The sequence below is a fragment of the Pseudomonas nicosulfuronedens genome, from assembly GCF_005877905.1.
Lineage (GTDB): Bacteria > Pseudomonadota > Gammaproteobacteria > Pseudomonadales > Pseudomonadaceae > Pseudomonas > Pseudomonas nicosulfuronedens.
The window spans coordinates 48,585-61,776 of the sequence record NZ_SWDV01000002.1; the positions used below are offsets into that span (position 1 = coordinate 48,585).

At 66.4% G+C, this 13,192-nt stretch carries 15 protein-coding genes; 5 read left to right on the plus strand and 10 right to left on the minus strand.

Annotation, left to right across the window (positions count from 1 at the left end):
• Positions 1-12: 12 nt before the first annotated feature.
• The gene (ccoG, locus tag FAS41_RS02330) at positions 13-1,422 is read right to left on the minus strand and encodes a cytochrome c oxidase accessory protein CcoG (RefSeq protein ID WP_138520063.1); all 1,410 of its coding nucleotides are present in this window, start codon (positions 1,420-1,422) and stop codon (positions 13-15) included.
• 345 nt (positions 1,423-1,767) lie between these two features.
• On the opposite strand from ccoG, the gene FAS41_RS02335 reads away from it, so the two are divergent.
• The 4 genes from FAS41_RS02335 to FAS41_RS02350 all read left to right on the plus strand — a co-directional run bounded on the left by FAS41_RS02335 (position 1,768) and on the right by FAS41_RS02350 (position 5,956).
• Positions 1,768-3,432 carry a nitrite/sulfite reductase gene (locus FAS41_RS02335; protein ID WP_138520064.1) on the plus strand — a complete coding sequence of 555 codons (1,665 nt, stop codon included), beginning with the start codon at positions 1,768-1,770 and terminating at the stop codon, positions 3,430-3,432.
• Entirely contained in the window at positions 3,429-3,992 is a 564-nt protein-coding gene (locus FAS41_RS02340; RefSeq protein ID WP_138520065.1) for a DUF934 domain-containing protein, read from the plus strand. Before FAS41_RS02335 ends, FAS41_RS02340 begins: the two co-directional genes overlap by 4 nt.
• A gap of 139 nt (positions 3,993-4,131) precedes the next feature.
• Complete coding sequence (locus FAS41_RS02345; protein WP_138520066.1) at positions 4,132-5,016, plus strand: sugar nucleotide-binding protein; 885 nt, start codon at positions 4,132-4,134, stop codon at positions 5,014-5,016.
• Positions 5,009-5,956: an NAD-dependent epimerase/dehydratase family protein gene (locus tag FAS41_RS02350; RefSeq protein WP_138520067.1), complete on the plus strand. Its 948-nt coding sequence runs from the start codon at positions 5,009-5,011 to the stop codon at positions 5,954-5,956. Before FAS41_RS02345 ends, FAS41_RS02350 begins: the two co-directional genes overlap by 8 nt.
• Here the strand turns inward: FAS41_RS02350 and FAS41_RS02355 are convergent.
• The 6 genes from FAS41_RS02355 to FAS41_RS02380 all read right to left on the minus strand — a co-directional run bounded on the left by FAS41_RS02355 (position 5,937) and on the right by FAS41_RS02380 (position 10,327).
• Complete coding sequence (locus FAS41_RS02355; RefSeq protein WP_138520068.1) at positions 5,937-6,293, minus strand: SirB2 family protein; 357 nt, start codon at positions 6,291-6,293, stop codon at positions 5,937-5,939. The genes FAS41_RS02350 and FAS41_RS02355 overlap by 20 nt on opposite strands.
• Positions 6,294-6,350: 57 nt before the next feature.
• Complete coding sequence (locus FAS41_RS02360) at positions 6,351-7,070, minus strand: OmpW family outer membrane protein (RefSeq protein ID WP_138520069.1); 720 nt, start codon at positions 7,068-7,070, stop codon at positions 6,351-6,353.
• A gap of 135 nt (positions 7,071-7,205) precedes the next feature.
• Positions 7,206-7,724 (minus strand): DUF3299 domain-containing protein, encoded by a 519-nt coding sequence (locus tag FAS41_RS02365; protein WP_138520070.1) that lies wholly within the window; start codon positions 7,722-7,724, stop codon positions 7,206-7,208.
• Between the two features lie 39 nt (positions 7,725-7,763).
• A complete protein-coding gene (locus tag FAS41_RS02370; RefSeq protein WP_138520071.1) occupies positions 7,764-9,029 on the minus strand; it encodes an ABC transporter permease in 1,266 nt (421 codons plus the stop codon).
• A 2-nt stretch (positions 9,030-9,031) separates the two neighbouring features.
• Positions 9,032-9,739 (minus strand): ABC transporter ATP-binding protein, encoded by a 708-nt coding sequence (locus tag FAS41_RS02375; RefSeq protein ID WP_138520072.1) that lies wholly within the window; start codon positions 9,737-9,739, stop codon positions 9,032-9,034.
• A 15-nt stretch (positions 9,740-9,754) separates the two neighbouring features.
• Complete coding sequence (locus tag FAS41_RS02380; RefSeq protein WP_138520073.1) at positions 9,755-10,327, minus strand: DUF2796 domain-containing protein; 573 nt, start codon at positions 10,325-10,327, stop codon at positions 9,755-9,757.
• A 128-nt stretch (positions 10,328-10,455) separates the two neighbouring features.
• On the opposite strand from FAS41_RS02380, the gene FAS41_RS02385 reads away from it, so the two are divergent.
• Complete coding sequence (locus FAS41_RS02385) at positions 10,456-10,806, plus strand: hypothetical protein (RefSeq protein WP_138520074.1); 351 nt, start codon at positions 10,456-10,458, stop codon at positions 10,804-10,806.
• 163 nt (positions 10,807-10,969) lie between these two features.
• Here the strand turns inward: FAS41_RS02385 and trxA are convergent, their stop codons facing one another.
• From trxA to FAS41_RS02400, 3 genes are all read right to left on the minus strand, one after another.
• Positions 10,970-11,839, minus strand: a complete 870-nt coding sequence (trxA, locus tag FAS41_RS02390; RefSeq protein WP_138520075.1) for a thioredoxin — start codon at positions 11,837-11,839, stop codon at positions 10,970-10,972.
• A 206-nt stretch (positions 11,840-12,045) separates the two neighbouring features.
• Entirely contained in the window at positions 12,046-12,702 is a 657-nt protein-coding gene (locus FAS41_RS02395; protein WP_138520076.1) for a class I SAM-dependent methyltransferase, read from the minus strand.
• The gene (locus tag FAS41_RS02400; RefSeq protein ID WP_138520077.1) at positions 12,699-13,166 is read right to left on the minus strand and encodes a YbaY family lipoprotein; all 468 of its coding nucleotides are present in this window, start codon (positions 13,164-13,166) and stop codon (positions 12,699-12,701) included. Before FAS41_RS02400 ends, FAS41_RS02395 begins: the two co-directional genes overlap by 4 nt.
• Positions 13,167-13,192 lie beyond the last annotated feature (26 nt).

Genomic DNA, 13,192 nt, shown 5'->3' on the forward strand with positions numbered 1-13,192 from the left:
CCCTGGCCATGCTCAGCGCCTCGGCGAGACGAAGGTGCTGGCGGCGTCGATCTCCTCATTACCGTCACTGACGCGGAAGTGCAGCGGCACCGAACCACCCGCGCTGCTCTGCGCCTCACTGGCCACCGAGACGGCGAAGTCGCGAATCTCGCCTGGTTGCAGCATCAGCTCCGGCACGCCCTGCAGGCGGTAGCCGGCGCCGTCGGCGAGGCTCAGGTGGTAATGCTGCGGCTGCTGGGTCTTGTTGATCAGCTTGAGGTTGTAGATGTTCTCGATCTCGCCGGCGGCGTTCTCGCGGAACAGGCCACGGTCGCGGGCCACGTCGAGGTTGATCAGCGGCCTCGCCTCCAATGCCCAGACGAAGGCGCCGATCATCACCAGCAGGACCGCCGCATAGCCGATCAGGCGCGGGCGCAGCAGGTGGGTCTTGCCGCCTTCGAGCGCACGCTCGGAGGTGTAGCGCACCAGCCCGCGGTCGTAGCCCATCTTGTCCATCACCGAGTCGCAGGCGTCGATGCAGGCCGCGCAGCCGATGCAGGCAATCTGCAGGCCGTCGCGGATGTCGATGCCGGTGGGGCAGACCTGCACGCACTGGTGGCAGTCGATGCAGTCGCCCAGGCCCAGGGCCTTGGGATCGGCGTCCTTCTTGCGTGCGCCACGGGATTCGCCGCGCACCGCGTCGTAGGAAATGATCAGGGTGTCCTTGTCGAACATCACGCTCTGGAAGCGCGAGTACGGGCACATGTGGATGCATACCTGCTCGCGCAGCCAGCCGGCGTTGGCGTAGGTGGCGGCGGCGAAGAAGGCGACCCAGAAGGTGCTTTCCAGGTCGAGCTTGAAGGTGAGCAGGTCCATCACCAGCGGCCGCACCGGCGTGAAGTAGCCGATGAAGGTGATCGCCGTGGCCAGGCTGATCAGCAGCCAGAGACCGTGCTTGGCACTTTTGCGCAGGACTTTCTCGGCGCTGGCCGGGCCCTTGTCGAGTTTCATGCGCTGGTTGCGGTCGCCCTCGGTGACCTGCTCGGCCCACATGAAGATCCAGGTCCACACGCTCTGCGGGCAGGTGTAGCCGCACCAGACGCGGCCGGCGAACACCGTAATGAAGAACAGGCCAAAGGCGGCGATGATCAGAATCGCCGAGAGCAGGATGAAATCCTGCGGCCAGAAGGTCGCGCCGAAGATGTAGAACTTGCGCTCGGGCAGGTCCCAGAGCACCGCCTGGCGGCCGTTCCACTGCAGCCACAGGGTGCCGAAGAACAGCAGGAACAGCAGGCCGCCGCCGAGCCGGCGCAGGTCGCGGAAACGCCCGGCGAAGCGCTTGGTGTAAACCGTCGGGGTCACCGCCGACAGCGGTTTCGGTGGCGGGGTGAAGCGTTGCGGTGCGTCGATCTCGATGACCTTCGCGGGGATTCTTTCGCTCATTATCGTGGCCCATCAGGCAGAAGAGGCGCCGCGACTGTACGAATCGGTCTGCACCCGAAACAGATTCAGGTCCGCCGGAAAAAACCATATCAGATGACGAAGATCGCTCCGCCCCGCGGCGCCACGGGCTCGGCGTGCTGGGCGATGGGGCGGCTGATCGGGCCTGTTGCGGCAACCGGTCGCAGGCCCGCCGGGACAGGCGCGGGGCGCATCTGATCCGGTTTTTCCCGCGCGATCTGCCGCTGTTTTGCGCAGCAGGCGCCGGCCACTATTCGGTCAACCGCAAAGTAGCGCGCTCGACGACAGAAGCAGGCCGCTACGCAACGTCCCGAAGGTGGCCTGGCGATGTACCGATACGATGATTACGACCGCGCCCTGGTGCGCGAGCGGGTGGCGCAGTTCCGTGACCAGGTGCAGCGCCGCCTGAGCGATGAGCTGAGCGAAGAGGAGTTCCTGCCGTTGCGTCTGCAGAACGGCCTGTATCTGCAGAAGCACGCCTACATGCTGCGCGTGGCGATTCCCTACGGCACCCTGTCCAGCGGGCAGATGCGCATCCTGGCCTGGATCGCCCGCGAGCACGACCGCGGCTACGGTCACTTCACCACGCGGCAGAACATCCAGTTCAACTGGGTCGAATTGGCACGCGTGCCGGACATTCTCGAACGCCTGGCAGATGTCGAGATGCATGCCATCCAGACTTCCGGCAACTGCGTGCGCAACATCACCACCGAGGCCTTCGCCGGTGTCGCCGCCGACGAGTTTCTCGATCCGCGCCCGCTGGCGGAAATCCTCCGCCAGTGGTCGACGGTGACCCCCGAATTCCTGTTCCTGCCGCGCAAGTTCAAGATCGCCCTCTGCGCCGCCGAAGAAGACCGTGCGGCAGTGATGATGCACGACATCGGCCTCTACCTGCGCCGCGCCGAGGATGGCGAGCTGCGACTGAAAGTGCTGGTCGGCGGCGGGCTGGGGCGCACGCCGATGCTCGGCCAGGTGATTCGCGACGACCTGCCCTGGTGGCACCTGCTGTCCTACGTCGAGGCCATCCTGCGCGTGTACAACCGCCATGGCCGGCGCGACAACAAGTACAAGGCGCGGATCAAGATCCTGGTGAAGGCGCTGGGCATCGAGGCGTTCTCCCGCGAGGTAGAGGAAGAGTGGCAGCACCTGCGCGATGGCGAGGCGCAGCTGACGCTCGATGAGTACCAGCGCGTCGCGGCGGCATTCGATCCGCCGGTCTACGCGCCTTCTGACGATCTTGCTTTCGGGACGGCGTTGGCCACTGATGCGGCATTCGCTCGCTGGGTGTCGCGCAACGTGCGCCCGCACCGCGTACCGGGCTATGCCAGCGTGGTGCTCTCCACCAAGCCGGGTGCCGAGGCGCCGCCGGGGGATGCGACGGCCGAGCAGATGGAGCGGGTGGCCGACTGGGCCGAGCGCTTCGGCTTCGGCGAAATCCGCGTCGCCCATGAACAGAACCTGGTACTGCCGGACGTACGCAAGGCCGATCTCCATGCGCTCTGGCGGGAAGCCTGCGCGGCTGGCCTGGGCACGCCGAACCAGGGGCTGCTGACCGACATCATCGCGTGCCCCGGCGGCGATTTCTGTGCGCTGGCCAATGCCAAGTCGATCCCCATCGCCCAGGGCATCCAGCAGCGCTTCGAAGACCTGGACTACCTGCACGACCTGGGCGACCTGAGCCTGAATATCTCCGGCTGCATGAACGCCTGCGGTCACCACCACATCGGCAACATCGGCATCCTCGGCGTCGATAAGAACGGCAGCGAGTGGTACCAGATCACCCTGGGTGGCGCGCAGGGTACGAAAAGCGCGCTGGGCAAGGTGATCGGCCCGTCGTTCAGCGCCGCCGAGGTGCCGGACGTGATCGAGGCGCTGGTGCAGACCTACGTGGAGCAGCGTGGCGCGGGCGAGCGCTTCGTCGAAACGGTCGAACGCATCGGCCTGGAGCCTTTCAAGGCACGGGTTTACCGCCAGGCGGAGGTGCCGGCATGAAGAATCTGATTCGCTTGCGTGACGGTGTGGCCGAAATAGCGCCGCATGACCCCTGGACTCTGCTGCGCGAAGTACCGGACGAGTTACCCGAAGGCAACCTGATCCTGCCGCTGAAGGACTGGCTCGCGCTCAGCTCTGGTAGGAGCGAGCTTGCTCGCGAACAGAGTGCTCCCGAGACGCCGGAGCTGGTCGGTTCGCGAGCAAGCTCGCTCCTACAGAATGCGGGGGTGTGGCTGGCGCCGGAGGACGATCCCGAAGACCTGATCTGGCGCCTGAAGGAGCCCGCCTTGATCGCCATCGACTTCCCCAGCTTCCGCGACGGTCGCGGCTACAGCCTGGCCTACCTGCTGCGCAGCCGTCTGGGCTGGCGCGGGGAGTTGCGCGCGGTGGGCGATGTGCTGCGCGACCAGCTGGCACACCTGCGCCAGTGTGGTTTCGATGCCTTTGCCGTGCGTGAGGACAAGTCCGTGGAAGACGCGCTGAAGGGGCTGGCGGGCCTGAGCGTGCTCTATGGCCGCTCGGTGATCGAGCCGCGTCCGCTGTTCCGTCGTCGCACTTAGCGCGTCACCGCCGCTCGCGGCCAAGGCTGCAGCGGGTCGGCCAAGCTTGACGCTGTGCCGGGGGGCAGGAAAAATGCGGGCATCATCCCCGACGCCGCGTGCGCCGGGGTAACCCACGGATTCGAGTGACCCCCAGAATATGCGCATGCGCCTGATGCTGTTGGGTGGCGGTAATGCCCTTGGACAGGCGCTGATCCGCCTTGGTGCCGAGGAAGACATCGGCTTCCTCGCCCCCCGGCCGCCCGAACAGGGCTGGGACGCCTCCAGCCTCACCGTCCTGCTGGACGAGACCCGCCCCGACGCGGTAATCAACCTCGCCTACTACTTCGACTGGTTCCAGGCCGAGGCCGTCGACGCCGCTCGCCTGGCCAGCCAGGAGCGCGCGGTGGAGCGTCTGTCGGAACTCTGCCAGCACCACGAGATCCTGCTGATCCAGCCGTCCAGCTACCGCGTGTTCGATGGCGCCCGCGCCACCGCCTACAGCGAGAAGGACGAGCCGCTGCCCCTGGGCCCGCGCGGCCAGGCGTTGTGGCGTATGGAACAGTGGGTGCGGGCGACCTGCCCGCGCCATGTGCTGCTGCGCTTCGGCTGGCTGCTGGATGACAGCGCCGACGGCGTGCTTGGCCGCTTCCTCGGGAGAGCCGAGAAGGAGCAGGTGCTGTTCCTCGCCGACGACCGGCGCGGCAACCCGACCCCGGTGGATGACGCCGCGCGGGTGATCCTCTCCGTGCTCAAGCAACTCGACTGCCAGTCGCCGCTGTGGGGTACCTACCACTACGGCGGCCTGGAGGCCACGACCACCCTGTCCCTGGGTCAGGTGGTGCTCGGCGAGGCCCGCGCCTTCCATACCCTGGCCGTCCAGGAACCGAGCCCGCAGGCCCACGCCGCGCGCCCGGACGCCGGTGACGAACCGCAGCATGCGGTGCTCGCCTGCAAGAAGATCCTCCATACCTTCGGTATCAAGCCGCGCGCCTGGCGCGCCGGCCTGCCCGCCCTGCTGGACCGTTACTACCGCCATGTCTGATCGCCTCATTCCCTCCGCGCAGCCCATCCTCATCACCGGCGGCGCGGGGTTCATCGGTTCCCACCTGGCCGACGCCCTGCTGGCGCAGGGGTTTGCCGTACGCGTGCTGGACGACCTGTCCACCGGCAAGCGCGAGAACCTCGACAGCCGCGTCGAACTGATAGTCGGTAACGTCGCCGATGAAGCCGCTTTGCGCGGTGCGGTGAGCGGTTGCCAGGGCGTCGTGCACCTGGCGGCCATCGCTTCGGTGCAGGCTTCGGTGGAAGACCCGGTGGGCACCCACCGCGCCAACTTCATCGGCACCCTGAATCTCTGCGAGGCGATGCGCCAGGAAGGCATCCATCGAGTGCTGTTCGCTTCCAGCGCAGCCGTCTACGGGCAGAACGGCGAAGGCTCCGCCATCGACGAGGACGTGGTGAAGGCGCCGCTGACGCCCTATGCCTCGGACAAGCTGGCCAGCGAGTACTACCTGGACTTCTACCGTCGCGAACACGGCCTGGAGCCGGCGATCTTTCGTTTCTTCAACGTCTATGGCCCGCGCCAGGACCCGTCCTCGCCCTATTCCGGGGTGATCAGCATCTTCGCCCGGCGCGCCGAGCAGGGCCTGCCGATCACCGTGTTCGGCGACGGCGAGCAGACTCGCGACTTCATCTATGTCGGTGATCTGGTGAAGCTGCTGATGACGGCGCTGCTGGCGAATGACGTGGCCGAGTCGGCGATCAACGTCGGCCTCGACCAGTCCACCAGCCTCAACCAGTTGCTGGCCGAGATCGGCAAGCTCACCGGCGGGCTGCCGCCGGTTACCTACCAGCCGGCGCGCCACGGTGATATCCGCCACTCCCGCGCGGACAACCGCCGCCTGCTGGAGCGCTACAGCCTGGATACCCCCACGCCGTTGGCAGAGGGCCTGGCCCAGCTGATCACCACCAGGGCTTGTTGACGGCCAGGTAGAAGATGCTGGCCAGCGAACTCAGGGCGAGCACGCTGAGCAGCGCCTTGCGCGGTTTCGATGCGCTGCGCAGGGCAAAGGCCGCCAGCACGATGTAGAGCACCAGCAGGCCGATCTTCGCCTGCAACCATACCGGCAGCGGCCAGGGCATCGCCAGGTGCACCAGGCCCAGGGCGCTGAGCAGCAGCAGGGTGTCGATCAGATGGGGCAGTCCGCGCTGCCAGCCCGAAGGGCGCTTGCCCCACCAGCTCAGTCCCAGGCGCAGGAGAAAGAGCAGGGTGCTGATGATCGCCAGGCTGACGTGCAAAGCTTTGAGTTCGAGGTACATACCGGTTTCCTGAAAGTGAAAAAGGCGCCCTTGGGCGCCTTTTTCATGTTTGCTCCGTCAGAAACGGTAGCCGAAACCGACCATGTAAACCCAGGGGTCGACGTCGACATCAACCTTGGTTTTCTGTACGCCCAGAGCGGACGGGCCGTCGACGCTGGCCTTGGTGTCGATGTCCATGTACCAGACCGCGGCGTTGACGAAGGCGTGTTCGTTGAGCATGTAGTCCATGCCCAGTTCGGCGGCCAGGCCCCAGGAGTCCTGCAGTTTCAGGTTGCTGAAGCCCTGGTCCTTGCGGTTGCTCGCCAGGTCTTCGTCGAAGAAGGTGGTGTAGTTGATACCCAGGCCGCCGTAGGGCTGGAAGGCGGAGTTGGTACCACCCATGGGGTAGTACTGCAGCAGCACGGTCGGCGGCAGCTGCTTGATATCGGCCAGTTTGCCGTCCAGGCCGGTCAGGCCGGTGGCGCGGTTCAGGCCTTTCACGTCGACCTGGTGGTTGAACGGGGTGGCGGCAACCAGCTCGATACCGATCTTGTCGGTGAGCAGGTAGGCGAAAGTCAGGCCCAGTTGGGTGTCGCTGTCGACGGTCGCCTTGGTGCCGCTGACCTTGCCGCCATCGAGCTTGATGTCGGAGCTGCTGTCATTCGGCGCTACGGTGGCGAAACCGCCGCGTACCAGGAAGTCGCCAGCCTGGTGGCCGCGAATGTCGGCGGCCTGGGCTGCGATCGGCGCTGCGACGGCGAGGGAGAGAAGCGAGGCGGTGAGCCAGGACTTACGCATGATGAGCTCCAATATCTCTTTGGTATAAGTGTTGGTGCTCAGAATAGTAGAGAGCGCTAAAAGCACACTTTTGACCTGGCTCAATAAAGACCCCAGACCGCAGAGGGTCAAGGCGTGCGGCAAAGCGCCGCACCATTACTGGCCGGTGTACTCGTAGGGTTCGATGCTGCTGGCCTGCATCTGGTAGCCGGCCTCGGCAAGATCGCTTTCCATCGCCTTCACGCTCATCTTGCCGATGATCCAGAAGGGTTGATAAAGCTCGTCGACTTTTACGCCCTTGCCGCCTCGAACATAGACGATCTGGTTGGATGGCGGTGCTGGTACGTGGATGCAGGCGCCGTAATAGGGCACCAACAGGAAGTCGCGCACGGTCTGGCCGTCTTCCTCCACTTCCAGGGGCACGATGTAGCCCGGCATCTTCACTTCCTGGCCGTCCAACTGCGCTACCACGGGTGCGTTGGGTATCTGCTGCTTCACTGCCGGGCCACTCTCCGAATTGAGTACATCGGAAAGCTTGGACATATCGTGCAGCGGCACCGGCGGCGGGGGCGGTGGGGCGCCCTCGGGGATCAGCTCGGGCCAGGTCAGCTCACGCGGCGCCGCCCAGACGGCGGCGCTGGTGGCGAGCAGCAGGAGGAACAGCAGACGGCGCATGGGACTTCTCTGTACGGGGATGGCTTGCACGGGGCTGGTTCAGAGCCGGATCGACAAGCCATCGGCGAGCGATTGCCGATAGGCACGCCACGCCGGCACACAGCCGATCAGCAGCGCGGCCAGGAGTATGCCGCCCAGCAGTGACCATTCATAGGCGCTGGGCAGCGCCAATGGCAGGAAGATACCGTAGTTCGCCTGCACGAAGGCCTGACTGCCGGCGATGCCCGCATAGAGCAGCCCGACGCCCAATGCCACGCCCGCCAGCGCCAGGGCGAAGGCCTCCGCCACCAGCAGGCTGAAGATGTGCCAGGGCCGCGCGCCCACCGAGCGCAGGATGGCCATCTCGCGGCGGCGCTCGTTGAGGCTGGTGAGGATCGCCGTGAGCATGCCGATCAGGCCGGTCAGCACCACGAACAGCGAGACCACGAACAGCGCCTTTTCCGCCGTGCCCATCAGTCCCCATAGCTCCTGCAGCGCCACGCCCGGCAGGATCGCCATCAGCGGCTCGCCGTCGTATTCGTTGATCTGCCGCTGCAGGGTGAAGGTCGCCACCTTGCTCTTCAGGCCCAGCAGGAAGGCGGTGATCGCCTTGGGTTGCAGATCCATGGTGCGCGCCTGGTCCTCGCTGACGCGGTCGGTGCCGCGTGCGGGGACGCCGTTCTTCCAGTCGACGTGCAGCGCCTCCATGCCCTGCAGCGAGATGTGCAGGGTGCGGTCCACCGGCGTACCGGTGCGCTTGAGGATGCCGACCACGGTGAAGGGTTTGTCGTCGTGCTGAACCAGGCTGATGGTGCTGACGCCGTGGGCGAGGACGATCTTGTCGCCGAGTTTGTAGTGCAGCGCTTCGGCGACTTCCGCACCCAGTACTACGTCGAAGAGGTCCTGGCCGAACGGCCGGCCCTCGGCGAGTTCCAGCATCTGCCCGCGGCCAAAGCGGTAATGCTCGAAGTAGCCGGTGTCGGTCCCCATGACGCGGTAGCCACGGTGCGAGTCGCCCAGGGAAATCGGGATCGCCCACTTCACCAGCGGGCTGTGGGTCACCGTCTCGTAGCTTTCCCAGCGGATGTTGTTGGTGGCGTTGCCGATGCGGAACACCGAGTAGAGCAACAGGTTCACCGAGCCCGAGCGGGCGCCGACGATCAGGTCGGTGCCGGAGATGGTGCTGGCGAAGCTGGCCTTGGCCTCGGTGCGTACGCGCTCCACCGCCAGCAGCAGGCAGGCGGAGAGGGCGATGGCGAAGATGGTCAGCAGGGCGGTGAAGCGGCGGTTGGACAGGCTGGCGAGCGCCAGGCGCAACAGGTACATGCTCAGATTCCCGGAGCGCGGGCGGCGCGGTTGAGGTCGGCGAGGGAGACGCTGCGGTCGAACAGCGGCGCCAGACTCTGGTCGTGGCTGACGAACAGCAGGCTGGCACCGGCCTCGCGGCACTCGGCGAACAGCAGTTGGAGGAAGGCCTCGCGGGCGTCAGCGTCCAGTGCCGAGGTGGGTTCGTCGGCGATCACCAGTTCCGGCTGGCCGATCAGCGCGCGGGCCGCAGCGACCCGTTGCTGCTGGCCGATGGACAGGCTGTCGGCGCGGCGTTCGATCAGTGCCGCGTCACCCAGCCCCAGGTGTTTCAGCAATGCCTCGGCGGCCTTGGTCACACTGCCGTGGCGCAGGGTCGCTCGCTCGGCGCGACTGTGGGAGAAATGACAGGGCAGCTCGACGTTCTCCCGCACCGAGAGGAACGGCAGCAGGTTGAACTGCTGGAAGATGTAGCCGGTGTGATCGACGCGATAGTGGTCGCGGCGTGCCGATTTCATCTGCGCGATGTCCTCGCCAAGCAGCTTCACGCTGCCGCGCTGGGGGCGCTGTACGCCGCCGAGCAGGCCGAGCAGGGTGGTCTTGCCGCTGCCGGACGGGCCCTTGAGGAACAGGGTTTCGCCAGCGGCCAGCGCGAAGGCGGGGATGTCCAGCAGCTCCGCCTGGCCAGGCCAGGCGAAGCCGAGGTTGTCGAGTTCGAGCAGTGCAGTCATTTCAGCGCGTCGTGATCAGAAGTTCAGGGTGGGGTTGGCGGCAGTCAATTCTGCACCTTGCTGGCCGCTCGGGCCGATCAGTTGTACCTGAATCTTCTGGGTGGCCGGGAAACGCTTGAACAGCGGAGAGAAGTCGAGGCTGGCGAGGTCCTGCGGCTGGGCGCAAGTCAGCAGGTAGTGGGCGTCGATGTCGGCGTGATGATGGCCTTCGTGCTCGTCGTGGTCGCCATCCGCGTGGTCGTGATCCTCTTCAGCCTTGGGCGCATCGCCGAACAGCGGGCTGGACAGCTCCACCGATTGCACGCTGCACTTGGCCGAGGCGGGGAGGGCAAGCAGTTGCAGCGGCTGCTTGAGCTGGGCCTGCACGGCGACGACCGTGGCCTTGTCGGCGTCGCTGGTGGCGGCGTGCTCGAAGCCGACGAAGTTCATCGCCGGGCTGTCCATCTCCAGTTCCAGGGTCTTGCCGTCGAGGGCGACGTTGAGCTGGGCGACGCCATGCTCGTGCTTGCCGAGGCTGCCGTGTTCATGTTCGTCGTGGGCTTGGGCGGCGAGGGGCAGCAGGGCGACAGCGAGCAGCAGGGGGCGCATGGGAGACTCCAGTCTGATGAATGATTTTGTTACGTTATAACAGATGAAAAATTAAGGCCAGCTTAGCGTGTGTTTGGCGTAGCGCCGATGCCGTGGGAGCATGCGCGAAACAGTGCGAGGAGAAGGCGATGCTCAGAATCAAGGGCACCATCGGTGACTGGCCGGTGGACCTGACCGTGGAAATGGATGACGCCGACTGGGCGAAGCTGGCGCAGAACCTGCCGAAGGCGGTGGTGGCGCCGGCCGCCCCGGCGGCGCCAGTGGCCGCCCCGGCTCCGGCAGACAGGCTGTGGCTGGCCGCGCAGGACCTGTTGCAGCGCAGTGGCAGCTGCGAAGGGCCGCAGTTGATGGACGAGCTGGAGGCGCTGGCCGGCAGTGCGGCGGCGGCGAAGGGATTGCTGGTGCGGCTGCGGCACAACCCGAAGGTGAAGATCGAGGTGCGCGAGGGCGTGCAGGTCTTCAACTGGATCGAGGAGTAGAAGCGATCTGGTAGGGCGAACAACGCGCCAGCGTTATCCGCCCTACGGTAACGCGTCGCCGGATATCTGTAGGAGCGAGCTTGCTCGCGAACAGCCCTGCAGCGGGGTTCGGTTCGCGAGCAAGCTCGCTCCTACACGGTTATGCCTGCCAGCGGCGCGGCGGTCAGTACAGTACGTTCGCCAACTTGCGGCGGTAGGCGATCACCAGCGGGTGGTCGTTGCCCAGCAGGTCGAACACCTGCACCAGCGTCTTGCGCGGCAGGTCCTCGCCATAGCTGCGGTTGCGCACGAACAGCTTGAGCAGGGCGTCCAGCGCCGCCTCGTACTGCTGGCGGGCCAGTTGCTGGACGGCCAGCTGGTAGGTCGCCTCGTCGTCGTTGGCGTCGGCGGCCAGGCGGGTCTTCAGCGTGGCGGCGTCGGGCAGGTCGGCCGCCTGGCGCAGGAAGGTCAGCTGGGCCTTGGCGGCGGCCAGTGCCTGCTTGTGGTCGTCGCTCTTCACCGCCTCGAGCACGGTCTCGGCTTCACCCAGCTCGCCGCGCTCGGCGAGGCAGCGGGCGTAGAGGATCAGCGCGGCGGCGTTGGTGTTGTCCTCGCCCAGCAGCGTCTTGAGTTGCGCCTCGGCTTCGGCGAAGCGGCCTTCGTTGAAGGCGGCCTGCGCCAGTTCCAGCGGATTGCCGGCAGCCGGGGCGGGCGGCTGCACGTGCTGTTCGAGCATCTGGCGGATTGCCGATTCGGGCTGTGCGCCGGCGAAGCCGTCCACCGGCTGGCCGTCCTTGAACAGCACCACGGTGGGCAGGCTGCGGATGCCGAAGCGCATCACGATGTCCTGCTCGACGTCGCAGTTGACCTTGGCCAGCAGCAGCTCGCCCTGGTAGGACTCGGTGATCTGCGCCAGCAGCGGCATCAGCGCCTTGCACGGGGCGCACCAGTCGGCCCAGAAGTCCACCAGGACCGGCTTGTGGAAGGAGTTCTCGATGACGACCTGATCGAAGTTGGCGATGCTGGCGTCGAAGATGTAGGGCGTATCGCTCATGGGGAATCTCGAATCGAGTGGGGCGATGAAGGTGATTGCCACTATAAGTGGGGGCGCTGCCTGACGGAAACAACCCGCGGTTGCTGCCCGGCAGGAAAAGGCGCTTGCCCGCAGGCTGGATGGGGCCTAGGCGAGCCCCATGCTGTTGGAGCGGCGAGTGATGGGTATCGCTTCGCTCCACACCATCCTGCGAATGCCAGTCCGGCTCAGTCTCGTTGCGCGTGATACAGGCTGACGTGGCGGAATTCGGCCGGCTCGGCCAGGTCCGGCCAGGTGCAGCCGTCGAGAATCCCCAGGCGCTGGTACAGCGGATGGCTGAAGTCGCGGACGCGCGAGTCGGCCACCAGGGCTTCGCGGCCACGGCCGAGGAATTCGTCCAGCAGCGGCAGGTTGGCGCGGTCGTAGAGCACGTCGGCAACGATGATCAGGTCAAAGCGGTCCTCTTCCTGGAAAAAGTCCGTCGAGTAGCTCAGCTCCACGCCGTTCAGCTCGGCATTGGCGCGGCAGGCGTCCAGCGCCAGCGGGTCGAGGTCGCAGGCCACCACTTCGGCAGCGCCGGCCTTGGCCGCGGCGATGGCGGCTATTCCGGAGCCCGCGCCGAAATCCAGCACGCGCTTGCCGCGTACCCATTCGGGCTTTTCCGCCAGCCAATGCGCCAGCACCAGCCCGCTGGACCAGCAGAAGCACCAGTAGGGCGGCTCTTCGAGGATGCGCCGGGTTTCGTCGGGGCTGAACTCGCGGTCCATGTTCTGCGCGTCGATCAGCCAGAGGCGGATGTCGGTGCCGGGCAATGTTTCAGCGGACAGGCGTGCGTCGCCGAGCAGTTCGCCCAGGGCGTTCTGCAGGGAAAGCGGCGGTGTCACGGCGCGCGCTCCAGGCGCAGTTCACCGAGGGCACGGGTTTCCGGCTGGGTGATGCGCACCGGCGGCAGGCGCCAGGCCAGCTGGCCGGACTGCGAGACGCGGCCGTGCAGTTCGACGCGGGCGCCGGCCGGGAAGGATTGCGGGTTGAATACCACGCGGAACGGCAGCGCCTGACCGGTGGCGATCATCTTCTCGCTGGAGAGCAGTTGCTGCGGGCGGTCGCGCTGGTCGATCACCAGCAGCGCCAGCTCCACTTCGCTGCCGGCCGGCAGGAAGCCCTGGGAGCTGCTGAGCTGGCCGCTGAGGGCGCGCAGGTTGGCCGGCACGGGCTCGTCCAGCGGGGAAGAGGGCTTTTTCGTGACGGCGACCGGCTGGGTGACCGGCGCGGGTTTCTCGCTGGCGCAGGCGGCCAGCAGGACGGTAAGGGACAGGCAGAGCAGGCGGGCGAACATGGCGGGCTCCATCGCAACAGATTCCAGGCGGGCGCCTG

Coding starts and splice junctions, on each gene's coding strand:
- FAS41_RS02350 (WP_138520067.1), top strand. CDS start 5,009: ATGTCTGATCGCCTCATTCCCTCCGCGCAGCCCATCCTCATCACCGGC.
- FAS41_RS02375 (WP_138520072.1), bottom strand. CDS start 9,739: ATGACTGCACTGCTCGAACTCGACAACCTCGGCTTCGCCTGGCCTGGC.
- FAS41_RS02400 (WP_138520077.1), bottom strand. CDS start 13,166: ATGGAGCCCGCCATGTTCGCCCGCCTGCTCTGCCTGTCCCTTACCGTC.
- FAS41_RS02380 (WP_138520073.1), bottom strand. CDS start 10,327: ATGCGCCCCCTGCTGCTCGCTGTCGCCCTGCTGCCCCTCGCCGCCCAA.
- FAS41_RS02385 (WP_138520074.1), top strand. CDS start 10,456: ATGCTCAGAATCAAGGGCACCATCGGTGACTGGCCGGTGGACCTGACC.
- FAS41_RS02355 (WP_138520068.1), bottom strand. CDS start 6,293: ATGTACCTCGAACTCAAAGCTTTGCACGTCAGCCTGGCGATCATCAGC.
- FAS41_RS02335 (WP_138520064.1), top strand. CDS start 1,768: ATGTACCGATACGATGATTACGACCGCGCCCTGGTGCGCGAGCGGGTG.
- FAS41_RS02345 (WP_138520066.1), top strand. CDS start 4,132: ATGCGCATGCGCCTGATGCTGTTGGGTGGCGGTAATGCCCTTGGACAG.
- ccoG (WP_138520063.1), bottom strand. CDS start 1,422: ATGAGCGAAAGAATCCCCGCGAAGGTCATCGAGATCGACGCACCGCAA.
- trxA (WP_138520075.1), bottom strand. CDS start 11,839: ATGAGCGATACGCCCTACATCTTCGACGCCAGCATCGCCAACTTCGAT.
- FAS41_RS02365 (WP_138520070.1), bottom strand. CDS start 7,724: ATGCGCCGTCTGCTGTTCCTCCTGCTGCTCGCCACCAGCGCCGCCGTC.
- FAS41_RS02370 (WP_138520071.1), bottom strand. CDS start 9,029: ATGTACCTGTTGCGCCTGGCGCTCGCCAGCCTGTCCAACCGCCGCTTC.
- FAS41_RS02360 (WP_138520069.1), bottom strand. CDS start 7,070: ATGCGTAAGTCCTGGCTCACCGCCTCGCTTCTCTCCCTCGCCGTCGCA.
- FAS41_RS02340 (WP_138520065.1), top strand. CDS start 3,429: ATGAAGAATCTGATTCGCTTGCGTGACGGTGTGGCCGAAATAGCGCCG.